This is a genomic window from Dellaglioa sp. CoH-56-MRSF-12 (assembly GCF_056782075.1).
Genome location: NZ_JBXAYD010000003.1, coordinates 237,740 through 264,181 on the forward strand (window position 1 = coordinate 237,740; position 26,442 = coordinate 264,181).

A 26,442-nucleotide genomic window follows, 5' to 3' on the forward strand; every position below is an offset into this window, starting at 1 on the left:
CTTAAACCTCCGTTGTTTCAATCGGAAAAACTAATTCAAATTCCTCACAAACCACTGGCATTGTCTCATCAAATGTCTTATTAACACTTTCTAATTCTTCTTCAAAAAAAGATTGATGAACACTTCGCCAATAAGCTAAATTTCTATCGCCTTCGCCTTCAAGAAAAGCATGCTCTTCTGTAACTTCGTTAAATGGTGTCACATAAACTTTTATTGTTTTCGTAATCGCCATTGGATTATCTTTATAATCAACAATGACATTGTAATCGCCAACTTTTGGTAAAGGTTCTTCATCAAAATATAAATTATAAGCTGACGATGTCCCTGTTTTAAGACCATCTAAAACTAATTTACCTAATTCTAACGTTTCTTTCTTAGTGACGCCAAATGACCATGCATCATAATTATCATGTTCAATTTTATTTGCCTTTTTAAATGCTTGCCAATACTCATAAATTGTCATATGAACTCTCCTTCAAGAATTTAATCTTCTGCGTTTAATATATCTAAGAACAACTCACCATATTTTTCCAATTTACTTTCACCAACACCTTTAACATCCAACATATCAGTTAACGTTTCCGGCATAACCTCACACATTGAATATAACGTTTTATCAGAGAAGATAACAAATGGCGGTACACCTTGTTCCTCTGCTAATTCGCGACGTAATTGTCTTAATTCTTCAAATAGTTCATTATCTTCAGGTAATGCTTGTTTAACTTTTACAGCCATTTTACGTGTAACTTTAGTTTCACCTTTTAAGACGCCAACTCCTTCTGCAGCAAGTTGCAGAACCGGATATTGGCCGCTTGAAGCCTGTAAAAAACCTGACGCAACTAAATAATCAATCAATCCAGAAACTTCCTTCTGCGATTGATCTTTCATCAGTCCATACGTAGGTAATTCATCAAATCTAAACTGCATCACCTTTTGGACTTTTGAACCTGTTAAAACTTGTGCGACTAACCCTTTACCAAAATGTTCACCCATCCGTTTTACACATGATAAAACCTTTTGGGCATCAATCGAAATATCTTGTGCATCTCGTGTATCCAAGCAATTGCCGCAACGGCCACATTCTGGTGCTTCATCGCCAAAATAATTCACAATTGTCTGTTGTAAACACTGTTGCGTGTTTGCGTATTGCGTCATTTCTTGTAATTTTAAATACTCATGTTTTTTATTAACATCATCCATTTCAGATTGGTCAATGAAAAAATGTTGAATCTGAACATCTTTTAAATTAAAAAGTAAAATTGCTTCACTTGGCAAGCCATCTCGTCCAGCACGTCCGGCTTCTTGATAATAAGCTTCTAAACTACCAGGTATCTGATCATGGATTACAAATCGAACATTACTTTTATCAATTCCCATCCCAAATGCATTCGTCGCAATCATTACCTGAACACGATCGTACAAGAAGTCTTCCTGATTCTGACGACGTTCATCTTCTTGCAACCCGCCGTGATACATCGCCACTTTAATCTTAGCTTTTTTTATTAATTTCGTTAACCGTTCGACTTCTTTACGCGTACTTGCATAAATAATACCAGATTGTTGTTTCTGTCCCTTTAAATACTCGAGTAAGAAACGATCACTATTTTGATCTTTAACGACTTGGAAGGCTAAATTTTCACGTGAAAACCCAGTTTTAACTTCATGTATAATCGATAATCGTTGCATAATATCCGCAGCTACTTGAGTTGTCGCTGTCGCTGTTAATGCAATAATCGTCGGATTCGAATTCAAACGTTGAATCGTTTCCGTTAAGCGTAAATAACTAGGACGGAAATCGTGCCCCCATTGTGAGATACAGTGCGCTTCATCAATAGCGACAAGATCAATTCTTAATTCCGCTAAATCTGCCATAAAACCATCAGAATCTAATCGTTCTGGTGACACATAAAGTAACTTAACTTCACCACGAGCAGCTTGATTAAAGCGTTCACGAACCTCCGTGTAATCTAGCGTACTATTGATAAAGGTTGCTGGAATGCCATTTTCATTTAAAGCATCAACTTGATCCTTCATTAAAGAAATTAAAGGAGATATCACTAACGTTAGTCCATCTAATATAAGTGCTGGAATTTGGTAACATAGCGATTTTCCGCCGCCTGTAGGCATAATAGCTAAAACATCTTCACCCGTTAGAATACGATCAATAACTTCTTTTTGACCTTGGCGAAAATTGTCGTACCCAAATTTTTCTTTTAAAACTGATTGTGGATTCATATAATCCTTTCTCTTTGCTCATTTTCTCAGATAATTCTATGTCTTTAAATTATAGCATAGGTTAAGACGCCACAGATGTTTTAGAAAGTGTTTTAATGACCGCTTCAACATCACCCAAATCATTCATTAGTCCCGCGGGATTTTGTTGAGCTGCCCTAAGTTTAGTCATATAATCAACGACAATTGTCGAATCACTAACACTACTTGTGTCTTCAATTCGATAATAAAGATAGTGAATTGAATTAACTTTAGGTTCAAGGATAACGCTTAGATACCAAGTGTTATCTCCAATTTCAATAGTTGCCGTTTCCTTAAAATGACCATATTCTTCTTGTAATTTGCCTTGAATTTGTCCAATCTCAATTGGAACCGTGGCAGGCATTGGTCCTCCAGAATACGCATCTGACGTATTTAATTGTACCTTAGTGCCACGTACTTTCGAATTTTTAAGATTAAATACAACTTTCATATTTGATGCATCTTTGGACCCTTTTTTAATGGTCCAATCAGCGGGTGTAGCATAATTTTTATGCGGTAATATAGCATCACCACCGACGACTATTTTTGCTTGGACTGGTAAGCCATTTGTTCCTGCGTTAATTTTGTATTTTTGGGTTAATTTTATATTTTCTGTCGGTTGAATTCGACTGATTTCTGCCCAACTAGCCGGTTGTGTATCTTTAACTTGAATTAATGTTTTAAATCCTAAGATACCTAAAAAAACTACCATCAAAAAACCGATTGATATTAACATATTTTTCTTCATGCCAAAAATCTCCTAACCTGTTACGCCTCTATTATTAAAGCTTTTTCTCGTAGTATATCGCTAATATTATTGAAATGATTATTATATTCGTATACAAAAAGAAAAGTAGTGCACCAATCCATAATAACGTACTTACTTTTAGAAATGCCCACAAAATGATAAACCCAAACGCTAGAATTAAAATCATGCTATTCATAATTTTTCCAATCATTGCGTTCACAGACTGATCAATTAACTTATTTCGTTCATCCACATTCTCCAGCTGTTCTTCTTTCAGTCCTTTTTTAGAAAAAGTTATATAAAATTGATAGGCCGCAATTCCAAATGATAAGACAACATTAATAAATGATCTAATCAATTTTGACCAATCAAAAGCATCTTTAAAATCTAAGTTCATTATCCAAATTGAGGCAATCCCCACAAACATAAAAAATAAACCTACAAAAAAATGTCGATAACTATAGATTTTCATTTTAATTCTCCTCCATCTCTAAATTTTCCTTTAGCTGAAATAACGCTTCAATCTGACAATCAAACAATAAACTCAAACGATAGGCCAACATTATAGATGGCTTATATTTACCTTTTTCAAGTGAGATAATTGTTCGACTAGAAACTTGAACTTTCTCAGCTAACTGTTCCTGTGTTAATTCAAGCTTAGTTCTGTATTCTTTAACTTTATTTTGCATAATGAACACCTTTCAATATGAAATATACTTCATGTGAAGTTAACTTCATAATATAATAATTATTTTCTTAAGTCAACTAGCTGATTATTTCTGGCACCAAGCATATCAATATAAATTTCTATTTATTTATACTATAATTAAATAAACATCGTCAGATTAACTAATTTAATAATCTAACGATGTCTTTTAACTAAATAAAACGTTTTAAAAAGGAGGATTAAGCATATGGTTCAATCATACAAAAATTTCTGGGAAAATATTTTTAATTTTTCTGACACATCGAATAGATCAGACTATTGGTGGCCTACGATTATTAATAGTATTCTAGGAGCAATTATTATTTATTTTTATACGTCACTCGTTGGCCATCCTATCGATTCGATTTATAATTTTAGTGAACTTACTTTTATGACAAGTCGAAATATTGTTATGTTTATCGTCTGGATTGCAAACTTTGCTGTTTCAGTTCGTCGTTTACATGATACTGATCGTTCTGGTTGGTGGATTTTAATCCAATTCGTTCCATTAGTCGGTAGTATTTGGTTCTTTATTTTAATGGTTTTACCCAGAAAATCAAATCGCTGGGGTTAAATTATATTGATACTCGATTATTAATAAGAGGTGCTGATAAAATTTATCAGCACCTCTTTTGTTTACGGAAAATTAAAAAGATAGCACTGTAATCGACTAACTTGATTACCGCTCTATCTTCATTTTTCAAAAAATAATCCACCCTGATTAACTAAAACATCTGCTACAGGTGTCTCTATTCGTTTATTAAGCACCATTTTTTTCGTCTCTGTTACATATTTTTTAAAATTCATTGTTTGTAAATGAGCTTGGTAATCCTCGTCACTCCGGTAAATTTCAACGAAAATCCATTGATTTAAATCTCCATCTACAGAAGCAATGTATGTCACTAAGAGTCCTGCTTCATTTTCAAATGATTGTTTCATAGTATTCAATGAAACTTCTCTAAATTCTTTAACCCTATTCGGCTCTATTTCAATACTTGTTACTTTGAGTATAGCTCTGTCAGGCTTCAATTCATGCAAGGCTGTTGTTTTTTCTAACAGTAATTCTGGGGATAAATTAATCATCGATTTTTCAATTACTGCCTGAGATGCGATATTACTAAACATTTTAAATTGAGCCGAATTTGCATGTTTTTGATATTGATCTTCGTCTTGATAAGATTCAATCACAATATTTTCAGTACCCGCCTCATCCAAATGTACACTGTACATCGCCAAAGTTCCTTTTTCTTGCTGAATTGAGGTCGTTAAATTAATCATCCCTGCTTTTTCAAATCTTTCACGATCAGATAGCTTAATTTTAAGTTTGAATAGTCTTAATAATGGGGCATTCTTAAGTTCTATCATTTATTCACCCAATCCCATCAAACGATTATAATTTCCATAATTAATCAGGGCTCGATCATCTTTCGAAAGATTCAACTGATCTAAAGCTTCAATTATGGCATCCGTTGCTCCAGCTGGCGCAATCCCTAACGGTGCATCAGTTCCAAACAGTACGTGGCTAACACCATAATAATCAATTGCTAACCCTAATGCTTTAGGATTGCCCAATAATGCAGTATCTACATAGAAACGTTTAAAATCAGCTGCCTGTTCTGGTGATAGAATATGGTTAATTCGTTCAGCAAAATAAGGCACCATTGCCCCAGCATGATGAACAATTACTTTAAGTGTAGGATAGTCATTAAAAATTCCTGACTGTACTAATTGCAACATTGCTTGCGCTAGTTCATATTCCCAACTAAAAATAATATTATTGTCTGGTTTACGATCATCAAAAATTGGGTGTAACAGAATTGGGATATTTAATTGTGCAGCCATTTCAAAAATAACCCGGTATTCCTTTGCAGCAATACTTTTTCCAAGGGCACGCGTAAATAACTGAATGCCAACTAATTCTGAATTTTTTAGCACTTGTTCTTTTATAATACGTGTTGCTTCATCGATGTTATTTAGAGGTATCATTGCAATACCCGCTTTAAACAAGTCTGCATTTTGTTGAACCATTTCAATTATTTCGTTATTAGCTTGCCAGCATAATGCCGCTGCTTGTTCTGGCCCTACGTAGTCCTCAGGATTCACGTTGACTGCTGAGATAACTTGTTGGACATTTCTGTTCCGTAATAGGCGTCTTTGTTCAATATCAATCAATATGGGATGTTTAATAAATGGCATTTTTTCTGGCAAGTTCGGCTGAATAGCTAACATCTCGTTATAAAAATGTGGTGGTAAAACGTGTGCAAAAACATCAATACTTGTCATTAACTTTTCCCTCCTACAACCTAATTTAGGTTTCTTTAATTTAGCTGATTATCTAATACTAGGCAAAAATGCTAAAATAGCCTGCTCATTCCTCTCACCTAATATAAAAATTTTCTTATTTTAATGGCTCTAATTGTTTGATAACTTTGGCGGGCACGCCGCCCACTACTGTATTGTCAGGAACATCTTTTGTCACCACTGCACCAGCTGCTACAATCACATTATCCCCAATATGAACGCCACCAATAATCGTGACATTTCCACCTATCCACACATCGTTTCCAATTGTAATTGGTTTAGTATAAGTAATTAAATAACGACTACCATCTTGTCTTTTTCCAAAACGTTTTGTTGCATCTAATGCATGTTCACCACAATATAACTTCGTGTCTGGCGCGACAATGACACGATCTCCTAATGTGATTTTGTTTGAATCTTGAAATGTACAATTACCGTTAATAAAAACATCATCACCAACAGTGATATGTTTACCATAAACTGTATTAAATTGACCATTAATAACGAGTCCTTCCCCAGATTTCCCTAACAACTCGTGAATTGCTGTTGCTCTTTTCTCTAGGTCAGTTGTCGTATTGATTATAGTGACTAATTCTTTACCCGCCGCAATCATACCCTGTAATTCTGGGTCGCGATAATCATAATCTTGACCTGCCAATAATTTTTCATGTTCTGTCATCATTTTGCCCCTCCATTCACTATTTGACGCCCTTTTCTTCCTTAATAATTCAATTGTATTATACTACTTAAATTAACTGAACTAAATTCAAAAGATTCGGTTCTAGTGATATTAAAAAAGAGCCAACCTAATTGTATTTACCCAATCAGGTTGAACCCTCTTACTTCACAATATTATTTTCAAACTTCTTCAACAACTGTTGTCGTTTTTCAAGTTTCATTCCTTGAACTGCAGCAAAGTTAAACCATTTCAACTGGTTAAACCCCATCTTCCGGAATGTTCCCCTAAATACCATTTTAGTCACAGGATTTCCAAAGATAGTTCGATAAATCCAACCTGGTGTTGACATAGTTGTAACCATTTTAACTTTCTTTAAATGAACCATCTCATTTTTAAATAATTTTTTATTTTCCTGCTCTGTATAAAGAATCCCTTTAGCAATAACTTTGTCAAAGAATCCCTTCATCATAGCTGGCATAGATTCCCACCAGATTGGAAAAATAAAGACAAGCTCATCTGCAGCCATGAGGCGTTCTTGATAATTCGCCGTCATAGAATCCGTTGGTATCTTCTTACGCCAAGATATTAGGTCTTCTTGGTGCATTACAGGATCAAACCCATCTTTATGCAAATCAATTACGTCCACAATACAGCCCTCTTTTTCATACGCTGCTTTAGCACTAACTAGTAATGCCGCTGAATAACTCCTATTGTGCAATTCATTGTATCCAGCGTCTGCAGTGTAGGGATGATCAAATATAATACAAATTTTTTTCATGTTCAATAACCTCTTTTAATTAGTTTAATAAATTTTCCGACTTTAATGACTTTATATAAAATACTTCAAGTGTCATTTATCTTTCTTGCTATAAGTGTTACATTTGTTACACTTATATTAATCATTTATCGCGTGATTTACAAGATACAAAATCGTGTTATTTGTTACACTTCAAGGAGATATAAAAAATGACGGAAAATAACCAAGCAAAATTAAGTAAAAATTTGATTATTGATTCTTTAATTGACTTATTAAAAATAAAATCTTATCAAGAAATCACAATAACTGAAATCACAAAAAAAGCCGGAGTTGCCCGGCTGACTTTCTATCGTAATTTTGAAAATAAGGACGCGATTTTACTAACTCGGTCCGATTACTTATTTGACCAGTTTTACGCCGAACTCAAGTCCAATCAAACAGAAATTAGTTTGAAAAACATTTTCAAGCTAGCTTTTAACTATTGGCATAATGATTCTGAATTTATGGATATCCTAATTAAAAATGATATTGTTTATTTATTGGAAGATTCTTTTTATACTTATTTTGAAAAGATTCTTAAAGATACGCCTAGTATCAGTCGGCTAAATAATACTCAAAAAACGTTCATTCTTGGTGGCGTTCTACGAACGATGTTGCAATGGATTAGTAGTGGTAGTCCTGCTACAGCTGAAGAAGTTACTGCAGATATATTGGAATTGATTCAGTAAAAGTATGCTAGATTTTAATGATTAAAAAAATAGCCCAGATATTTATCTGAGCTAAGTCTAAACCTCTATTTAAAAATCTTAGGACCCTTACGCATTTTAGTACGATCATTTCTAGCAGTAGCCTTCTTATTGAAGTTTCCGCCATCAGTTTGTTTCTTTTTGATAATTTCTAGCATTTTATCTCTATCAGTCTTTGCTTTATCAGCCATTAATGTTTCCTCCTTGCTCTATTAATTAACAATTTCTTTCAAAGTTAAAGATTCATATTATGAATACATGCCTTCAAATAAAGTTGATCTTTTATTATTCAACTTACGTCGATTTTAATTCTGTATGCCCCGCTAATCAGTATACAGTTAAAATAACTATGCTCTTAACAGTATATCATTACGACTATCTTGATATCAATAGACGTATAAATTGGATGCCTTTAATTAACCATTCACTAATAATGTTCAATCTCAACGAATTTTGTTCCAACCTTTTCAACGAATTCTTTATCATGATCAATGATTAACATCGGTGGTTGAAAAGCCAGAATAACATCTTGAATTTGTTGACGCGTGATAACATCTAGATAATTAAGTGGCTCATCCCAAATATATATATTTGCTGGTTCAACCAACGAACGACTCAAAGCCACTTTTCTCTTTTGGCCCATGCTCATTTGACTGATATCTTTATCAAATTCATAACGTTCAAAACCAAGTTTTCTTAATGTATCCAACATTAAAGAATAAGAAACATTTTTTTCTGCAGCGAATTCTTGTAAAGAACCAGATAAACCATCAAAATTTTGCGGTAACCAGCTCACTTTTAAAGGTGTTGCAAATTTGTATTGCCCTTGATACTTTAATTGACCTAGTATAGCAGCGATAACGCTCGATTTACCAGAACCATTTTCACCCTGAAGAATAACGCGCTCTCCCATCTTTAATTTAAAATCTACCGGTTTATTTACCGGCAATTGTTTACGAAATGCTGATAAGCCAATTACCTCTAGTAAAGTCTTATCTGACACTAATTTTTCAAAATTCAACGTTAAAAGATCTGCCACATCAATATTCTTAAGTAAAGATTTTTTCTCTTCTACTGCTTTATCGGCACGTTTTTTAATACTTAGTACCCGTTTCATAGATTTAGCTGCCTTGTGGCTAATAAATCCTCTGTCTGTCGCACCAGATACTTTCGCCTCAGTCTGATTAGCCCAACCCGATTTTTTCCGTGAAGCACCTTCTAATCGTTTAATATCATGTTGTAATTTTTCTTTTTCATTATATTCCCAATTATTTCGTGACGTATTTTCGTCAGCCCACGTATTATAATTACCCTTAAATTGACTGATTTTAGCGCGATCAATTGAAATAACATGATCAATAATATTATTTAAAAAATAACGATCATGACTGATTAAAATAAATCCTTGTTTTTGTCTTAGATAATCAGAAATAATTTTTCGACCGTTTTCATCTAAATGATTAGTCGGTTCATCTATTAATTGAAATTTACCTTCGCCAACAAATAAGCTGGCTAATAATATCTTAGTTTGCTGTCCTGGACTTAATTGATTAAATGGTTCCGTCAATAATTTTTCAGATAGTCCAAGTTTATCTAATTCGATTAAAATTTGCCACTGATCATAGTCTTGTAAGTCTGTGATACTCTTGATAACCAGCCACACTGACTCTTCTGGTTTAACAACTGTTTGAGGAAAATACTGAAATTCTAAATCTGTTCTAATCTTTCCTTGGTACTGTAATTGATTTTGTAAAATTCTAAATAAAGTCGTTTTTCCGCGACCATTTCTACCAATTAGACCTAACTTCCAGCTGGCATCTAATTGTAAATCAACATTTTTAAAAATTGGTGCTAATTGTCCATCATATTGAAAACTTAATTGTTTAATTTGTATTGTTCCTATAGTAATTACCTCATTTCTTTGTGAGGTCGACCGCTAAACTATCCATTTGATTCTACAAAAAAAGAGCATACAGTTATATGCTCTTCAATCGTTATCCATCAAAAAAAGTGGTTCTTTCAGATGTGAAAAAGAATTGATATTGCAAACCGTTTGAATAGTCAACATGCATAAAAAGACACACTTCGTCCCTTGTTTAGTCGACAGTTATTCGATTAACGATTTGTATTTACCAATGCACTTCACACTCCCTGTTTATTAATTATTTACAGTCTACTATAGTTATGGTAGATAGGCAAATTAATCAAATGTGATATTAAATTGGTAAGCAATATCCTTCATCGCATCAATTTGATAGTCATCCTCAACATCACTACCCCAACTATCAATACCACCAACACCTCGAACGGCGCCTAGAATCGATAAAACGGTACGATGTTCCGCTGGTAATTCGCTATGATGTGTCGCATTTTCTAATTCTTCAGCTGTATAAGGTAAACAACTAAACGCAATTGGTTGATCAACCGCACTGAATGTTAAACCCGTTTCAGAAGCCTGTTGCATACGATTATCCAGAACAGACTGTCGATAAACAGTTACCCAATCATTTTGCATATGCACACCACAATCTTGCGGAACTAAGTATGGTGTCACTGGTAACCCTTGAACTTCATATCGGCCTGGAATTCCTCCGGCCATTCTATCTGGATAAGTTTCTCCTGATAATCCTTGGTAACAAAAACGAGTCGCTGGTGTGGGCATAATAAATCGCAACCCAAAAACAGGTAATGAGGGTAATCCAGCTTTTCCTTGGTATGAAACTGCAACATTCATTTTTCCGGTTGCTTCAACAGTATAAGTGACCGTCACTTGCGTTTGCGGCACAGTCAGTGTGTTATAGATATAACTTATAGCCACTTTTTCAGCGACTTCATGGTTAGTGTAACGATTATTTTCTGGTGCAATCGGTAACGCAATTGGTTTACCATTAATAGCAACTTTAACTGATTGACAATTACTGAATTGATCAGCGGCCAACCACATCCCTGACTTTACTGGAAACTGACTCCCCTGATCGTTATCCGTTGTTGCACGCCAAAAAGTCGGTTTTGGTGAGCGATAAAGCCACTCTTTACCTTGAATTCTAAAAGATTCTGGGCCACCCGTTTGATAGGAGAAAATATAATGAAAATCATTTCCTTTTAAACCGAGTGTGACATCTCCGTAAATGACAGTTAACTGCTTATTTATCTGTGCCATAATAGTATTTTACCTCCTGCATTGCTGGTTTTTCATTACGTGTGGCAAAAACGAGTCCATCACCCGAAAATGCATAATCAGATGGTCGATCATCAAAATCGCCACCATAACGCAACTCATTTTGACCTGTGACGGGATCTTCAACTAACAATGCTTGATCGATAAAGTCCCAGATGAAACCACCTTGATAGGATTCATATTGTTGTAATAAATCAATATATGATTTCATCCCGCCCAATGAATTACCCATATCATGCATATACTCACACAAGATAAATGGTTTTTGTGGTGAATTTTCTAGATAGTCTTTAATTTCGGCTGGTGTTGCATACATCCGACTTTCAACATCTGAAATGACATCTTTGTATTCAGGCGCACGGAAAACACCTTCATAATGAACTAAACGTGTCGAATCTTTTTGTTTATAGTACTCATTCATTTTCGCTAAGACACTGCCGGCGTATGATTCGTTACCCAATGACCAAAATAAAACTGAGGGATGATTTTTAAATAACTCAAAATTACTTTTAGCGCGGTCTAAAACGGCTGCTTCCCATTGATCCGATGAGCCGGGCACATTCCAAGAAGGCTCAACTTCACCCATTTTCTGCCAAGAACCATGTGATTCTAAGTTGGTTTCAGCCATCATATAAATACCAGCCTGATCACAACGATTGTAAAAAGATAATCGATCTGGATAATGTGACGTCCGAACTGCGTTAATATTGTTACGTTGCATACAGTCAACATCCCAAGCTTCATCATTATCTGAAATGGTTCTTCCTGATTTAGGGTTCCACTCATGACGATTAACACCATTGATAATTAATCGTTCACCATTTAATAACATCACGCGATTCTTAATTTCAATTTTGCGAAAACCAACTGGTTGTTGGATAATTTCAATTAATTGCCCATCAGCATCTAAAATTTCTAATTGTAATGTATATAAATAAGGCCGGTCATTCTGCCAAGCAGTCACTGGTTGTGCTAAATTGTAGTGTTTTTCGACATCTGACCCACTCATTAATTCATCGCTAAATAACACCGCATCTTGGTCTTTGAATGTGACACGGACACGTTGTTCTGCCCCACTAAAATGAAGTTGTAAATCTACTTGTCCTGTTTTTTGTCCACTATCGTAATCAGGAATCACCCAAAAATCATCTAAATGTGTTGCAGGTTGTGCTAACAGTGTCACATCACGAAAAATTCCGAAGAAACGGAAAAAGTCTTGGTCTTCAATGAAGGCTGCAGAACTTCGTTTATGCACTTCAACTGCCAAACAATTATCCTTATCTTTTAAATAAGGTGTCAGGTCAAATTCGCTTGGTGTAAAACTATCTTCTGCGTATCCTAGAAAATGTCCATTCAACCAGACGTACATTGCCTGTTCAACACCTTCAAAACGGATAATAACGCGTTTATTTTGAAGAGTTGGTTCCAAGTCAAAATGGTTTAAATATGAACCTACTGGATTATATTCTGCATCACTAAACATTCCAGCATACTGATTTAAATCAGTATCTGAAAAAGCAGGTCGTCTATATTCATGTCCTTCCCAAGGATACATCGTATTAATATAATGTAATTGCTCATATCCTGATAATTCAATATGCTGTGGTACTGGAATTGTGTCAAATTGTTCTGCATCAAAGTCAGTCTGATAGAAATTTTTTGGTCGACTTGCTGCATTAGTGCTGTAACTAAATTTCCAAGTTCCATTCAAAGATTGTTCAAATGAACTTTTTTGTTGTAACATTTCTGCTTGAGTTGCATAGTACTTATGATCACTGTGAGCTGGTACCTGTCCAACACGAAAAACGGTTGGTGTATCTAGCCATTCAATTTCTGGTGTCATCTGTTTGCCTCCGTTTTATATAAAAGCGTTTTCATAATTAAGTATATGTTTTCTTTTGGAGGTTGTCAAAAAGCATTATAAAATTGAGACAATAAAAAAAATTAGATTTAAGTGAAAATACGGTAATCTCATTTTTATTTTGTGTAAAATTGATTAACTTCTTCCTTTGGGCCTTTTAATTGATTTTTGCAGTAAGTTTCAGTATCGATTGCTGTATTAATCCTTCTGCAAAAATGAAAAAATGTAAAGGGAGGAGAAATCGTTTATATACCCTTTACTTTTCTTTGTGTTTTAGCTAGGTTATTATCAGTAGTTGCTCCCAAAACCCAACGAATATTCCAAATAGAAGGAAATATCTTTAAATTTTAAATACAATAAAAAGGCTCTGTACTATCTGTTGTTGGGACTAGTGTAAAAACTATTACTGATGACAGTTTTTTTGTATAATAACAAAAAAAAGCCAAAAGTCATAAGACTTTTGGTTACGAGTTCATCCATGTTCATTATCCCTCAACCACCACAGATGAATTAATAAGAAAGATGGAACTCTCCGCATGCCTAATCATACTAAATTTTGGCTTAAAATAAAAGACAGTAGTCTAACGATTGTTGATTATCAGTCTTCTAATGACGGTGTCACTCGATTTAACCGTGTTCTTGATTACCAGCCGAAGGGATTGTCCAAATTGTGATATTAAAAACGAAGGACAGATTATCAGGTATAGTTGGCGTCAAACACCCATACGCTACCCTAAATTTTTTGGTAAATGTATCATTTTATCACTCAAACGAAGATACTTTAGCTGTCATGAGCGGCAGTCATACTTCCTTGTCCAAACAAGTGTGGTTCCTAAAAATTGTACGATTTCCAATCTATCTAAACAGCTCTGTTTAACTAAATTAGCGGAATCCGTTTCTTTAACTCATATTGCTAATGAAATTTCGAATCCTGATTCCTTTGTAGGTCGTATTTTAATGACCTTTGAACGTGATTTTAAACCTAATTATAAATTTTTACCTAAAGTACTCCTACTTGACGAAGTCAAGAGTACCAAATCAGCTACAGATGCCATGAGTTTTGAATTTATGGATGCTAGTAACCATGAATTAATCAAACTTTTATCTTTTAGAAGATTCTATCAAATAGAACGTTATTTTTATCGTTACTCAGCTGCAGCTAGAAAAAACGTGAAAATTATCGTAACTGATATGAATTATACCTATCCTAAACTAGCCAAAGAAGTCTTTCCTAACGCGATTGTCATCATAGATACCTTTCATATTATCAATTCAGTGAATCGTGGATTCACTAAAACTAGAATTAGACTGATGAAAGAACTTTCAAAATCATCACAAGACTACAAAGCACTAAAACGTTACTGGAAGCTCCTGTTAAAACCTTCTGAAACCTTAGATTTTAAAAATTTCAAGAAATGGACTTATTTCCCATACCTAACAACAGAAACAAATGTCGTTGATCATTTATTAGCGATTCATCCTGAACTAAATAAATCATATGAACTCATGAACCAAATAAGATCAACCATTCGGTTGAAGGACTGGAAATCTTATGATTTTACAGTTAGAAACACCGAAAGGTGTTCTGAAGAAATGCTTAAAAGTATTGAAACGTTGCTTTGTCACCATTCTGAGATTAAAAATAATTTTGGCTATTATTATACTAACGGTCCTTTAGAAGGAATAAACAATAAAATTAAGGTCATTAAACGCGTTGGTTTTGAATTTAGAAATTTTCGTAGATTCCGAACTAGAATATTTTATACACTTAAAATCCATACAAAAAAACACCTCACAAATTGCTTTGTGAAGTGCTTCAAAATATCGATATAAATATATATTAGCGTTTTGAGAATTATCGATTAATACTTCATGGAATCTTATCTATTTGAATCCACTTGTATCAATACTTTACAATATTGAAAAAGGAACAACATTGAATAAAATCCATAATACGAGATAAAATTAACACCATAAAATAGACTAGTCAAGACACCATTAATGGTGTCTTTTTTTATGCTTTACACACTCTCTACCCATTTAATATATGTCTAATCAATTTCTATTTCAAGATTTCCAGTAACGCTTTAGAGATACGCATTCTATCATCTGTGGTCATGCTTTTCAATCTGTTAATTAATTCGGGCGTATAAATGTCGTTAAAATCATTACTCATTAATATATCAGCCAAATTTAATTGTAAGGCATTCAGAACTAGTTCCAACTTTCTTGTACTCGTATCGTCTAATTGTCCTCTTTCGAGTCGAGCCAAATAGCTGGCGGATACGTCCGCCATTTCTGCCAATTCTTCAATTGTAAGTCCTAATTCTTTTCGCTTTTTCCGAATGAAAGTGCCCACAAGTATAATCATAAATCGCTCCTATTTATCCATATGTTTAATGATAAATTAAGTGCGCACACTTTCAAAGCTCTCAGTATACCTATAAAGTTACATAAAAAGGTAGTATTGAGTATATTTTTGAGATAAAATATATCATGTGAAGATAGTGCAAGATATAAATTACTTTTTTGGGGGAGGAGATTTTATAGGGATCGTTTGGTAAAGGTTGGTTAATAATTCGTTCAAAGAAAAGGGAGAAAATTATGAATAAAGAAGAACTTTTAGATTTTTTAATGGCAAAAAGAAGTGTTACAGCGGGAGCTGCAGTTATCCAACAACAAATTCGTGAAGCAGAGGCTAAGATTGAAAAAGGTAAGAAAAAATTTCGAGGAATAATCATCGCATTAGTCGTTTTAATTGTTCTTTTTATGATTACTAGTCAGACAAGTGCGGCGATGCCATTCATCATTGCTGTTATCGCGCTATTTGCTTTTAAATATTTTGTTTATATTATGCCGGGTAATGAATCTAAAACACAAGCCTTAGCAGACTTGGACGCTGAAATGGCAAATGAAGATTATATTGCAGGCAAGCAAGGATTCCCAGAGAAATTCTACAACTATTTCGATATTTTTCGTCTTTGGAAATTAATTGATGAAACTCGGGCACGTGATTTGCAAGAAGCCTTTAACATTTTAGAAACACAACAATTCCAAGAAACTCAACTTTCAATGCAGGAAGAAATGAGAGGCTTACAACAAGATATTGCCTCAAATGCACGCTTGGCAGCTATGTCCTCAACCGTCAGTGCATTTAATTCGTTCAGAAAATAAGATTTATTATATTAAATTTATAAAAATGGAGAAAAAATGTCAAAAAAAGCAAATATTATTACCGGTGTCAGTATAGTAGCTATAGTTATTATTGTGGCTATGTTTATGATGGGCAATTCAAATAAGATGGATGGAAGCTATATTTCCGACATGGGTGGTTCCAAATTTGAGTTGAAGTTTAAAGGAAACACTGTGACTAAAGTTGAAACTGATAAAAAGTCAGACCAAGGTACTTATGAAATTGAAGACGGTAAACTTACCATGAAATTTGATGATTATACAATGAAAGCTAGTTTAGACAAAGATAAAAAAACATTTACACTTAATTCCGTAACTGGTTCACAAATGATGGGCTTCGGATTTTTATTAGAGGGGTTAAAATTTGAACAGGTTGCTAAATAATTATTAATTTATTGGGAGGATATTTTATATTATGAAAAAATCAAACATTACTTTATTATCAAGTGCATTAATCGCTGGAGTTACTGTCGTTGGTGCTACAACAACGGCAAACGCTGCAACAACTACACCCGACTCAACTGAAACAACTCATACTCAAACAGTTCAATCTAACAGTCAAAAATTAGATGACGATATTAAAGACGCTCAAACTGACGTTGATAATGCCAAAGATACAGCTGACAAAGATCAAAGTGCTGCTGATACTTCTAAAGACACAGCCGATGCTTCTAAAGACAATGCTGGTCAAACTGAAGAAAATGCTAATCAATCACAAGAAGATTTAAACAGTGCTGTTGATAATCAACAAAATGCGCAAAATACTGCTGATAACGCAACTGATGAATCTATCAATAACGCTCAAGATGCAGTTGACGAACAAGACAAAACAAATAACCAATTAGGTCAAGACGTTGATAACGCTAAAACAGATGTTGATAAAGGTAAAACAGATGTCGATAATGCTCAAACTGGCGTTGATGAAGCCCAAAAAGGTGCTGACCAATCTGATAAAGATGCTGATAAAGCTCAAGAAAACGTTGATAATGCTCAAAATAACCTTGATGGCAAAGGTTCAGCCGAAGCCGACAAGAATTTAAGCAATGCCAAAGATAACTTGGATCAAGCTCAAACAACTGAAGACAATGCTCAAAAAGGTGCTGACCAAGCTGACAAGAATATTGCTGACGCACAAAACAATGTTAATAACGCTCAAACTGGCGTAACTGATGCTAACAAACAACAAAATGATGCTAAAGCTAAAGCTGACGCTGCTCAAAAAGCTAAAGATACTGCTCAAAAAGCATTAGATGATGCTAAGAAACAACAAGGTAATCATCAAGCTAACCAAAATCACATCAACTTAAGCCAAGACTACATTAATGCCTTAAAGGCTTATTCAGATGCTTCATCAGCTGACGCTAATTATCAAGATGTCATTGACAGTTTAACAGCTGCAACTGAAAAAGAATGGGCATTAAATGGCGGCTACATTTCAAATGACCAAGATAAAACTGTTCATATTAACAACCAATCAGATTTAAACAAATATCTTGATGACTTAAATGAATATGCTAAACAATTATTAAATGAAGTGCGTGACCGTTTTGGTAGCACACAAGTTGAAGTCTCAGAAGGTTCTAAAAAATTAGGTCAATCAATCGGCGATGCTTATACATCTAAGAATAACGATCCTGATGATGGTCATGACAATGCATTAAACAACAGCATTGCTAACGGTATGGGATTAACATACTTAACACAACAAGATATGAATACTATCTTCGATAAATCATCTGAAAATGGTTGGAATCTTAGTCTTGATGCTTTCAAGAAATCTATCTATGATTCAATGAATGCCTTCTTATTCAATGGGGGTGAATGGGGCCATGCCGTAAGTGTTGCTGGCATTATGGCAACATATACACCTGCCAATAACACATGGTTCGGTCTTGGCTTCGGTCAATTTAAACAATCTAACGGTAATATCTTCTTAACAAGTTTCTTTAACTTTGTTGATGACTATGATGTTAACGACGCTTCTAAATTTAGCACTACACCTGTTGAATCTGGAACTGTCAGTCAAGCTCAAATTGATAAATTAGCAAGCGACGTTACTGCTAAAACAGCAACTTCAAAAACTGCTGATGCAGCTCTTGCAGCAGCTAAATCACAAACAGTTAAAGCTAACCAAGCCTTAGCTACAGCTAAAACTGCTTTAGCAACTGCTAAAACAAAACAAGCAACAGCACACACAGCCTTAACTAAAGCACAAAACGATGTTAAAACTGCTACTGTAGCTGTTAAAAATGCACAAACAGTTGTTGATGATTTAAATGCATCAATGCCTCAAAAACAACAAGCTTTAAAAGATGCACAAGCTGCCTTAGCTACAACTAAAACAACACAAGCTCAAAAACACATGACTTTAGACGCAGCTAATGCTAAATTAGTTACTGCTAAAACTGCATTAAAAGATGCAACTGCTAAATTAAGTGCCGCTCAAGCAGCTTTAAAAGCTGGTCAAGACGCACTTGGCGAAAAAACAAATCATTTAGATGACTTAAAGAATGCTGAAGCTAACTTAGTTGACGCAACAAAAGCTGTTGAAGCTGCTAAAAAAGCATACGACGAGGCTGTTAAAGCTGCCGAAGATGCACAAGCTGCTTCCGTTGCTGACGATGCACAATATGCGAAGTTACAAGCAATCGCTGATGCATCTAAGAAAGCTTTAGACGATGCACAAGCTGCATTAGCTAAATTACAACATGAAAAAGACATCGAAGATGCTTTGAACAATGTTGACAAACCATCAACTGGTACTGATAACGATTCTGGTTCACATACTGGTCATGTAACAGGTTCAGACAATGGTTCAGATAAAGGTAACGTAACTGGTTCTGTTGTTGCTAAAGGTAGTGAAACAGCTAAAGACACGACTGACAACAATGGTATTGTTGCACCAAGCAATAATACATCAACATCACGTCTTAAAGCTGCTGATCATTCAGAAATCAATAACGCTAAAATATTAGGTGCTTCGGTATTACCACAAACTGACGAAACTAATTCGTCAGTCGTTTCAGTGATTGGTGCAGCTCTTGTTGGTGCCGTTAGTCTCTTTGGACTTGCAGGAACGCGCCGTCGTAAACACTAATTCGTTATTGTAAGGAGGAATTGAGATGAAGAAGCCTTTACTTGTAATGACTAGTATCGTAATGGTTGCTTTATTAACAGCGTGTGGGCAACAAAAGTCACAGTCTGAGCAAACAAGTCAGCCAAAACAAGTATCCGTGTCAGATAAGAAAAAGGCGCAGTCGTCAAAAAAAGCAGATACAACTAAAAAGACGCATACTAAAGAAGTAAATCAACCAAAAAAAGAATCCGTGTCAGATAAGAAAAAAGCGCAGTCGTCAAAAAAAGTAAATACGATTAAAAAGACGCCTGCCAAAGAAGTAAATCAACCAAAACAGATGAATTTAGATCAAATTCAAGTCAGTGATTACAGCAGTATCGTCGGTCAGTGGCAAATTGTGAAGTTAGAAGCACGGGGACGCGACTTACCACTTGATGATGTTCAGCCGTTAAATATTACTAAAGATAGTCTAGTGTCATCATCTTCGTTTACATTAAATAAAGCTGGCTTAAAAGATCAGAATGGGCTGCATGCGACGAAATTTGAAGTTGCTAATAATATCTTAACCGCCAGCTTAAGTAATGCAAGTGATGTTTCTATTAATTGGTCCGTCATGTTCTATCCCAAAGGGACTAGTCACGAATATGGTGTTAATACTGGTGAAGAAACGAACAAGCAGAATCTGATTGTTGTTTGGTCAAGTAGTAACTCAGTGACCGCGGTTTACAGCCAAAGTTAATATATATATAAATAGAAGGTCTACAATATCTGTTGCCAGTGATAGAAAAATCTATCACTGGCAACAGATTTTTTTGTATGACACTAAAAAGAGTCTCCTATGACAAATAATACTAAGGTTTTACTAAATATGAAATTTGCTGAAAGCACTCCTTAATCCAGCAGTCATCGGAGTTTATGGTACTTTAGATTACCTTCAAAAATGCCTGACACCCCTGCAGAGTTCTCAACATAATCAAATTGTTAGCTACGGATGGCGGGCATCTCTATTAGGCTACTACGTTATTCTAGTGGCCAACTTTAAGAAACTAACAATGAATTGAAACATATTAAACGTAATGCCTACGATTTCAGTAATTTTAGGAAACACATTTTCTTTGTAATGAGGATTATGTACATAAAAAAGGCGTTGTCACAAAGTGACAACACCCTCCATAATATATTCACCAACAATAGTTGCAATAGAACCAAAAATATTCACCAGTGACAACTGCAATATACCAAAAAAAACACCTCACAAATTGCTTTGTGAAGTGCTTCAAAATATCGATATAAATATATATTAACGTTTTGAGAATTGGCTTGCTTTACGAGCTTTCTTAAGACCTGGTTTCTTACGTTCTTTCATACGAGGATCACGAGTAAGTAATCCTGCAGATTTAAGAGCTGCACGGAAATCTGGATCTACTGTAAGTAATGCGCGAGCAATACCATGGCGAACTGCGCCAGCTTGACCTGAGAAGCCACCACCATTAGCGTTAACTAAAACATCATAACTACCTAATGTTTCTGTAGCGTTAAATGGTTGTAAGACTACTTCACGTAAGTTAGCAAATGGAATGTAATCTTCAATTGCTTTGTTGTTGATAGTAATTTTACCAGTACCTGGTACTAAACGTACGCGAGCTACTGAGTTTTTACGACGACCTGTTCCTGAATATACGACTTGAGCCATTTCAATTGCCTCCTTAAATTAAGTTTGTAATATCTAAAGTTTCTGGTTGTTGTGCTTGTTGATCATGTTCTGCACCACGATATACGTGTAATTTCAATGCTTGTTCTTTACCAAGAGTACCTTTTGGAAGCATACCTTTAACAGAGAAAGCAATCAATTTTTCAGGATCGTTGGCACGGAAATCACCAGCAGTACGAGTTTTTAAACCACCTGGATGATCTGTATGATGTTGGTATAATTTTCTGTCAGCTTTGTGACCAGTTAAACCAACCTTTTCTGCATTGATAACAATAACGTTATCACCAGTATCCACATTAGGTGTGAATGTTGGTTTGTTTTTACCGCGTAAGATAGAAGCAACGACAGTTGATAAGCGACCTAAAGAAATATCAGTTGCATCAATAACATACCATTTACGTTCTATTTCGCCTTTTTTTGCTAAATAAGTTGTACGCACGATTGTTTCCTCCGTTTTTTCATGTTGTTTGTTTGACACTCAAATAAGTTTCCGGGGCCTATCAGTGGGGCAAACAATACCATTTATAATATTAACTATTAAAAGTCAATTTGTCAATCTAATTTATGGGCATCCCACAAATAAATAACACCTTTTCAGATTTAAAATTGCCTTAGTATTCATATTGTCAATAACTTCTATATTACCCTAATTCGTCCGGATAATAAACCTTTTTTAAATATAATCCACTCGCCGGAGCTGTTTCTCGAGCTTGTTGTCGATCCTTTACTTCATATAACCGTAAAATATCATGAACCGGACGCCGGCCGTTCCCTATTTCTAGGAGTGTAGCGACTAAAATTCGGACCATATTGTACAGAAAGCCATTTCCATAAAATTCAAAAATAATTTCATGGTTTTCTTTATCTTCTCTCACGGTTGCCTCATAAATCGTCCGAACGTGATCTGTAACCTGGCTACCTGCCGCCACGAAACTAGAAAAATCATGTTCGCCAACTAAATCAGGTAATGCTTCTTCAATTTTGGCGATATCTATCTTGTATTTATAATGACCCGTGTAGAAGCGTTTAAATGGGTCGGTAAATTCACCTTGAGAAACACGATACATATATCGTTTACCATGCGTACTATAGCGTGAATGAAAATCATCACTGACAAGTTCGGCTTTTTTAACTTGAACATCCAGTGGCAATAAACTGTTCAATGCTCTCATCATGCTAGTTTCCGGAATTTCATGCATGAAGTCAAAATGAAAAACCTGTCCTAAGGCATGAACGCCAGCATCTGTTCGGCCTGAACCATAAATTCTAACTGGTACTTCTGATTTACTCATAATTGTTACTGCTTTTTCTAAGACAGATTCAACCGTCCGTTGGTTTGGCTGCCTCTGAAACCCTGCAAAAGCTGCGCCATCATAAGCAACGGTAATTTTAAAACGTACTGACATATTTATTCATCCTTAATTTTTGAGGTAGACTAATGCAACGGTAACGATAGCGAATAAAACAAAAGCTAACGTATCAGCCGTCCGCCATTTTAAAATACGATACTTTGTTCGACCTTCTCCACCCTGGTAACCACGAGATTCCATGGCAATCGCTAAATCTTCGGCACGATTGAACGAACTTACAAATAGCGGAATTAACAACGGGATAATTGATTGCATTTGTTTAATTAGCGACCCTTGACCAAAGTTCACACCTCGAGCTCGTTGAGCGTTCATAATTTTTTCTGTCTCATCCATTAATGTAGGGACAAAACGTAACGCGATTGATAACATTAACGCAATTTCATAAACTGGAAATTTGATTGCTTTAAGTGGTTTTAATAAAGATTCAATCGCATCTGCTAGTTGGAGTGGTGCCGTTGACAACGTCAATAATGTTGACATAAAAATAATTAAAATAAATCGGCAAAAAATATATAATCCATTTGTCACACCAAATTGAGAAATTTTAAAAATCCCCCAATGCCAGTACATTTGGCCACCACTTGAAAATAGCATTTGCAAAGCAACCGTAAAGATAATCAGCCAAATTAATGGCCGGACACCTTTTAAAAAGAAACTCATATTAATTTTTGACGCTAAAATACATCCTAACGTAAAAACTAAAAGCATAGAAAAACTTTGCCAATTATTTGCCATAAAGATTATTCCAACAAAATAAAAACTCAAAACTAATTTAGCACGCGGATCCATGCGGTGAACGAGTGAATCACCCGCTATGTAACGTCCAAAAATCAACTTATTCATTAGCGTCATGACCTCCATTTTGGCTTAGCAGCGTGACGAGGTCGTCGGCTAATTCATTCTCTGTTAAAGGCATCTCCTTGAATTCAAAGCCTTTTTCAATTAATTTTTTTGAAAATAACGTTGTTGTTGGCACGTTCAAATGGTTACTTAATAAGAACTCTGGATCAGCAAAAACTTCTCTTGGTGTGCCCGATTTAATAATCGTTCCTTTTGACATGATAATAGCGTGATTCGCATAATTTGCCACATCATCCATCTGATGCGTTACGAGAATAATCGTCAAATTTTGTTCACGATGAAGTTCTTCGAACATTGCCATCATATCAACGCGACCTTTAGGATCTAATCCTGCTGTGGGTTCGTCTAAAACCAAGATTTTAGGTTCCATAGCCAGAATTCCAGCGATTGCTACGCGACGCATTTGACCACCAGAGAGGTCAAATGGTGATTGCTGATAGATATTCTCTGGTAATCCAACTAACTTCAACATTTTTGTCGCTATTTTCTCAGCTTCTTCATCTGTTTTACCAAAGTTTTTTGGCGCAAATGCCACATCTTTAATAACCGTTTCTTCAAACAATTGTGCTTCTGGAAATTGAAAAACGATGCCAACTTGTTTTCGTAAATCGTTTAACGTTTTATTGGCCGTTTCTGGTGTAATGATTTGATTCCCAATTGTAATTTTACCTTCAGTTGGTTTTAATAGGCCATTTAAATGTTGCAATAGGGTCGATTTACCAGAACCTGTATGTCCAACAATTGCTGTAAATGAGCCGTCCTCAATTTCAAGATTGATATTATGTAGCGCCCGACTTTCAAAAGGTGTCCCTTTTTGGTAGGTAAAGGCTACTTCGTTGAATTTAATTGCCATAACCAATCTACCATACCTTCCTCTGTCATATAGTCGTCCGGAATGTCAAAATGACGTTTTTTAAGCGCGACTTTTAAGCGTTCTGGATATGGAATATCTAATCCCATATCTACTAATTGTTCACCAAGTGCAAAAATTTCAGCAGGTGTGCCTTCTTTTACCAGCTCGCCTTTGTCCATAACCATAATTTTGTCAGCACTTGCCGCTTCATTAATATCATGCGTGATTGAAATAATTGTTAGCCCACGTTCTTCTTTGAGTTGATGTATTAGGCTCAAAACTTCGTCACGACCTTCTGGATCCAACATGCTAGTTGATTCATCCAAGATGATAACTTCTGGCCTTAGAGCGACAATTCCAGCGATTGCGACACGTTGTTTCTGTCCCCCAGATAGTCTAGCAGGTTCCTTGGCCGCAAACTCCCACATATCTACACGTTCAAGCGCGTCTCTGACTCGTTCTTGCATTTCTTTACGTTCTATTCCATTGTTTTCAAGTCCAAATGCAACGTCATCTTCAACAGTTGCTCCCACAAACTGGTTATCTGGGTTTTGAAAAACGATGCCAATCTTACGACGAATATCCCAGACCGTTTCTGGTGATAAAATAAGGCCATCTACTGTGATTTCACCTGATTGAGGTGCTAGCAAGCCATTAATATTTTTAGATAATGTACTTTTCCCACTACCGTTATGACCAATAATTGCAACCCAGTCACCTTTTTCAATCGTAAAGGACACATCTTTAAGTGCCATTTCACTCATTTCTTTTTGTGCTTCATATTGATAATTTAAATGATCAACTTTAATTAATTCAGTCATTGTTACTGTCCTCACAATTCACAAGATAACTTACGTTTTGCATTATATCACAGGCCAAAATGAACTCAGTGTATTTATACTTTTACTCTTTATAGTTGTCCTATCTATACAACATACATCTAAAATGCATTTTTTGTACTTTTAAGCTCTTAATTAACAATAAACAGCCATTTAGTCACACCTTTTTATATTGCGCTAAGAACTGCATTTTAAGCTAAATTTCTCTCACCATTTGATAATTAACTAGATTTTGTTGATGTCGATAATTATCTTATCTTTTTATAATTTTAAACCCATAATGTTCAAAAAAAGAGACAGCAGTTATTGAAGCCTCTACCGTTTGTACATTTATTTGTAATTCATTCCTTTGGTAATTTGTTAATTCTGTTAAAATAAGCGCTCCGATATGCTGTCGAATCATAGAACTCTCTACGTACAGCATATCAATATGTCCTGTTACTTCAAGGTTACCAAATCCTATGACCTTTAAATCTTTGATGGCAAGTAGCGTAAATGATTCACTTAATCGTTTATGCCATGCACTCAGATCTGGATTATTCTGCACCCACTCATTAATTTCTAGTTGTGAATAATCTTGTCGGTTAATCTCTTGAATTGTTTGGTTGAATAATGTCGTTATTTCCGATAAATATTTACTATCATAACGGTAAAGTTGTATTGAACTTTGTGCCATCACATTACCCCCTAAACAGATTAAGAATACTATTATCATACTAGGTTTTAGCACATAAAAAAAGGGTTCTGAACACATTATTAAAATGTGTTCAGAACCCTTTTTTCAGACCTCATTAGACAATAAAAAATCACTATGAAGGATGACCGGCAAATCACAAATGTGAAGAACCTTCAAACTAGACTAAGATTACTCCATCATCATAACGTTTGTTTTTAATCATCAATCAAAGTGAAAAATTATCTGTTAACGAATTATACTAATTCAATAATAACCATTTGTGCGGCATCGCCACGACGAGGCATTGTTTTCATAGTTCTAGTGTATCCACCATTACGTTCAGCGTAACGAGGAGCTACATCAGAAAATAATTTTTGTAATGCTGATTGAACAGTGACATCGTCACCATCTTCTTTCACGTCAGCAACTGTGTTTCTTACGAAAGCAGCAGCACGACGACGTGAAGCTAAATCACCACGTTTACCTAAAGAAATCATTTTATCGGCAGATTTGCGTACTTCTTTAGCGCGAGCTTCAGTAGTCACAATTCGTTCGTTGATAATAAGACTTGTTGTTAAATCACGTAACATTGCTTTACGTTGAGAACTTGTACGTCCTAATTTGCGGTAACTCAT

General features: G+C 35.1%; 29 protein-coding genes. 7 read left to right on the top strand and 22 right to left on the bottom strand.

Going from position 1 to position 26,442, the window contains the following annotated elements; translation table 11 throughout:
• Position 1 precedes the first annotated feature (1 nt).
• The 5 genes from AC1RPY_RS04795 to AC1RPY_RS04815 all read right to left on the bottom strand — a co-directional run bounded on the left by AC1RPY_RS04795 (position 2) and on the right by AC1RPY_RS04815 (position 3,690).
• The gene (locus AC1RPY_RS04795) at positions 2-463 is read right to left on the bottom strand and encodes an ASCH domain-containing protein (protein WP_481761591.1); all 462 of its coding nucleotides are present in this window, start codon (positions 461-463) and stop codon (positions 2-4) included.
• A 20-nt stretch (positions 464-483) separates the two neighbouring features.
• Positions 484-2,235 (bottom strand): DNA helicase RecQ, encoded by a 1,752-nt coding sequence (recQ, locus tag AC1RPY_RS04800; RefSeq protein ID WP_481761592.1) that lies wholly within the window; start codon positions 2,233-2,235, stop codon positions 484-486.
• Positions 2,236-2,296: 61 nt separating this feature from the next.
• Positions 2,297-3,001 carry a hypothetical protein gene (locus AC1RPY_RS04805; RefSeq protein ID WP_481761593.1) on the bottom strand — a complete coding sequence of 235 codons (705 nt, stop codon included), beginning with the start codon at positions 2,999-3,001 and terminating at the stop codon, positions 2,297-2,299.
• A 34-nt stretch (positions 3,002-3,035) separates the two neighbouring features.
• A complete protein-coding gene (locus AC1RPY_RS04810) occupies positions 3,036-3,473 on the bottom strand; it encodes a hypothetical protein (protein ID WP_481761594.1) in 438 nt (145 codons plus the stop codon).
• A gap of 1 nt (position 3,474) precedes the next feature.
• Complete coding sequence (locus AC1RPY_RS04815; RefSeq protein WP_481761595.1) at positions 3,475-3,690, bottom strand: helix-turn-helix transcriptional regulator; 216 nt, start codon at positions 3,688-3,690, stop codon at positions 3,475-3,477.
• Positions 3,691-3,915: 225 nt separating this feature from the next.
• Between AC1RPY_RS04815 and AC1RPY_RS04820 the strand changes: the two genes are divergently transcribed.
• Entirely contained in the window at positions 3,916-4,281 is a 366-nt protein-coding gene (locus AC1RPY_RS04820; RefSeq protein ID WP_481761596.1) for a DUF805 domain-containing protein, read from the top strand.
• Positions 4,282-4,400: 119 nt separating this feature from the next.
• Here the strand turns inward: AC1RPY_RS04820 and AC1RPY_RS04825 are convergent, their stop codons facing one another.
• The 4 genes from AC1RPY_RS04825 to AC1RPY_RS04840 form a co-directional block, all read right to left on the bottom strand.
• Positions 4,401-5,072 (bottom strand): putative quinol monooxygenase, encoded by a 672-nt coding sequence (locus AC1RPY_RS04825; RefSeq protein ID WP_481761597.1) that lies wholly within the window; start codon positions 5,070-5,072, stop codon positions 4,401-4,403.
• The gene (locus AC1RPY_RS04830) at positions 5,073-5,990 is read right to left on the bottom strand and encodes an amidohydrolase family protein (protein WP_481761598.1); all 918 of its coding nucleotides are present in this window, start codon (positions 5,988-5,990) and stop codon (positions 5,073-5,075) included.
• A gap of 115 nt (positions 5,991-6,105) precedes the next feature.
• Positions 6,106-6,690 carry a sugar O-acetyltransferase gene (locus AC1RPY_RS04835; protein ID WP_481761599.1) on the bottom strand — a complete coding sequence of 195 codons (585 nt, stop codon included), beginning with the start codon at positions 6,688-6,690 and terminating at the stop codon, positions 6,106-6,108.
• A gap of 157 nt (positions 6,691-6,847) precedes the next feature.
• Complete coding sequence (locus tag AC1RPY_RS04840; RefSeq protein ID WP_481761600.1) at positions 6,848-7,465, bottom strand: NAD(P)H-dependent oxidoreductase; 618 nt, start codon at positions 7,463-7,465, stop codon at positions 6,848-6,850.
• 188 nt (positions 7,466-7,653) lie between these two features.
• Here AC1RPY_RS04840 and AC1RPY_RS04845 point away from each other — a divergent pair, with 188 nt between their 5' ends.
• A complete protein-coding gene (locus tag AC1RPY_RS04845; protein WP_481761601.1) occupies positions 7,654-8,172 on the top strand; it encodes a TetR/AcrR family transcriptional regulator in 519 nt (172 codons plus the stop codon).
• A gap of 65 nt (positions 8,173-8,237) precedes the next feature.
• Here the strand turns inward: AC1RPY_RS04845 and AC1RPY_RS04850 are convergent, their stop codons facing one another.
• The 4 genes from AC1RPY_RS04850 to AC1RPY_RS04865 form a co-directional block, all read right to left on the bottom strand.
• Entirely contained in the window at positions 8,238-8,381 is a 144-nt protein-coding gene (locus tag AC1RPY_RS04850) for a hypothetical protein (RefSeq protein ID WP_409022043.1), read from the bottom strand.
• Positions 8,382-8,617: 236 nt separating this feature from the next.
• Positions 8,618-10,099: a ribosomal protection-like ABC-F family protein gene (gene abc-f, locus AC1RPY_RS04855; protein ID WP_481761631.1), complete on the bottom strand. Its 1,482-nt coding sequence runs from the start codon at positions 10,097-10,099 to the stop codon at positions 8,618-8,620.
• A 291-nt stretch (positions 10,100-10,390) separates the two neighbouring features.
• Complete coding sequence (locus AC1RPY_RS04860) at positions 10,391-11,350, bottom strand: beta-galactosidase small subunit (protein ID WP_481761602.1); 960 nt, start codon at positions 11,348-11,350, stop codon at positions 10,391-10,393.
• A complete protein-coding gene (locus AC1RPY_RS04865; protein ID WP_481761603.1) occupies positions 11,334-13,211 on the bottom strand; it encodes a glycoside hydrolase family 2 TIM barrel-domain containing protein in 1,878 nt (625 codons plus the stop codon). Before AC1RPY_RS04865 ends, AC1RPY_RS04860 begins: the two co-directional genes overlap by 17 nt.
• 606 nt (positions 13,212-13,817) lie before the next feature.
• Here AC1RPY_RS04865 and AC1RPY_RS04870 point away from each other — a divergent pair.
• On the top strand, positions 13,818-15,062 hold the full coding sequence (locus AC1RPY_RS04870) for an ISL3 family transposase (RefSeq protein WP_481762816.1): 1,245 nt from the start codon (positions 13,818-13,820) through the stop codon (positions 15,060-15,062).
• A gap of 229 nt (positions 15,063-15,291) precedes the next feature.
• Here the strand turns inward: AC1RPY_RS04870 and AC1RPY_RS04875 are convergent, their stop codons facing one another.
• Positions 15,292-15,600 carry a helix-turn-helix domain-containing protein gene (locus AC1RPY_RS04875; protein ID WP_481761605.1) on the bottom strand — a complete coding sequence of 103 codons (309 nt, stop codon included), beginning with the start codon at positions 15,598-15,600 and terminating at the stop codon, positions 15,292-15,294.
• Between the two features lie 233 nt (positions 15,601-15,833).
• Here AC1RPY_RS04875 and AC1RPY_RS04880 point away from each other — a divergent pair, with 233 nt between their 5' ends.
• The 4 genes from AC1RPY_RS04880 to AC1RPY_RS04895 are packed head-to-tail and all read left to right on the top strand — an operon-like array spanning position 15,834 to position 20,236.
• Positions 15,834-16,403, top strand: a complete 570-nt coding sequence (locus AC1RPY_RS04880; RefSeq protein WP_481761606.1) for a hypothetical protein — start codon at positions 15,834-15,836, stop codon at positions 16,401-16,403.
• Positions 16,404-16,439: 36 nt separating this feature from the next.
• Complete coding sequence (locus AC1RPY_RS04885) at positions 16,440-16,805, top strand: hypothetical protein (RefSeq protein WP_481761607.1); 366 nt, start codon at positions 16,440-16,442, stop codon at positions 16,803-16,805.
• A gap of 31 nt (positions 16,806-16,836) precedes the next feature.
• Entirely contained in the window at positions 16,837-19,518 is a 2,682-nt protein-coding gene (locus tag AC1RPY_RS04890) for an SEC10/PgrA surface exclusion domain-containing protein (RefSeq protein ID WP_481761608.1), read from the top strand.
• Between the two features lie 25 nt (positions 19,519-19,543).
• Positions 19,544-20,236: a DUF6287 domain-containing protein gene (locus AC1RPY_RS04895; protein ID WP_481761609.1), complete on the top strand. Its 693-nt coding sequence runs from the start codon at positions 19,544-19,546 to the stop codon at positions 20,234-20,236.
• A 561-nt stretch (positions 20,237-20,797) separates the two neighbouring features.
• On the opposite strand, the gene rpsI is transcribed toward AC1RPY_RS04895, so the two are convergent.
• The 8 genes from rpsI to rplQ form a co-directional block, all read right to left on the bottom strand.
• Positions 20,798-21,190, bottom strand: a complete 393-nt coding sequence (gene rpsI, locus AC1RPY_RS04900; protein WP_409022038.1) for a 30S ribosomal protein S9 — start codon at positions 21,188-21,190, stop codon at positions 20,798-20,800.
• A 13-nt stretch (positions 21,191-21,203) separates the two neighbouring features.
• Positions 21,204-21,647 (bottom strand): 50S ribosomal protein L13, encoded by a 444-nt coding sequence (gene rplM / locus AC1RPY_RS04905; protein WP_057974611.1) that lies wholly within the window; start codon positions 21,645-21,647, stop codon positions 21,204-21,206.
• A 202-nt stretch (positions 21,648-21,849) separates the two neighbouring features.
• A complete protein-coding gene (gene truA, locus AC1RPY_RS04910; protein WP_409022037.1) occupies positions 21,850-22,614 on the bottom strand; it encodes a tRNA pseudouridine(38-40) synthase TruA in 765 nt (254 codons plus the stop codon).
• 12 nt (positions 22,615-22,626) lie between these two features.
• Positions 22,627-23,430: an energy-coupling factor transporter transmembrane component T family protein gene (locus tag AC1RPY_RS04915; RefSeq protein WP_481761610.1), complete on the bottom strand. Its 804-nt coding sequence runs from the start codon at positions 23,428-23,430 to the stop codon at positions 22,627-22,629.
• The gene (locus tag AC1RPY_RS04920; RefSeq protein WP_481761611.1) at positions 23,414-24,292 is read right to left on the bottom strand and encodes an energy-coupling factor ABC transporter ATP-binding protein; all 879 of its coding nucleotides are present in this window, start codon (positions 24,290-24,292) and stop codon (positions 23,414-23,416) included. The genes AC1RPY_RS04915 and AC1RPY_RS04920 overlap by 17 nt, the downstream gene beginning before the upstream one ends.
• Positions 24,268-25,113, bottom strand: coding sequence for an energy-coupling factor ABC transporter ATP-binding protein (locus tag AC1RPY_RS04925; RefSeq protein WP_481761612.1), 846 nt, complete (start codon positions 25,111-25,113; stop codon positions 24,268-24,270). The genes AC1RPY_RS04920 and AC1RPY_RS04925 overlap by 25 nt, the downstream gene beginning before the upstream one ends.
• A gap of 271 nt (positions 25,114-25,384) precedes the next feature.
• Positions 25,385-25,807, bottom strand: coding sequence for a GNAT family N-acetyltransferase (locus AC1RPY_RS04930; RefSeq protein WP_481761613.1), 423 nt, complete (start codon positions 25,805-25,807; stop codon positions 25,385-25,387).
• Positions 25,808-26,061: 254 nt separating this feature from the next.
• Entirely contained in the window at positions 26,062-26,442 is a 381-nt protein-coding gene (gene rplQ / locus AC1RPY_RS04935) for a 50S ribosomal protein L17 (RefSeq protein WP_057974617.1), read from the bottom strand.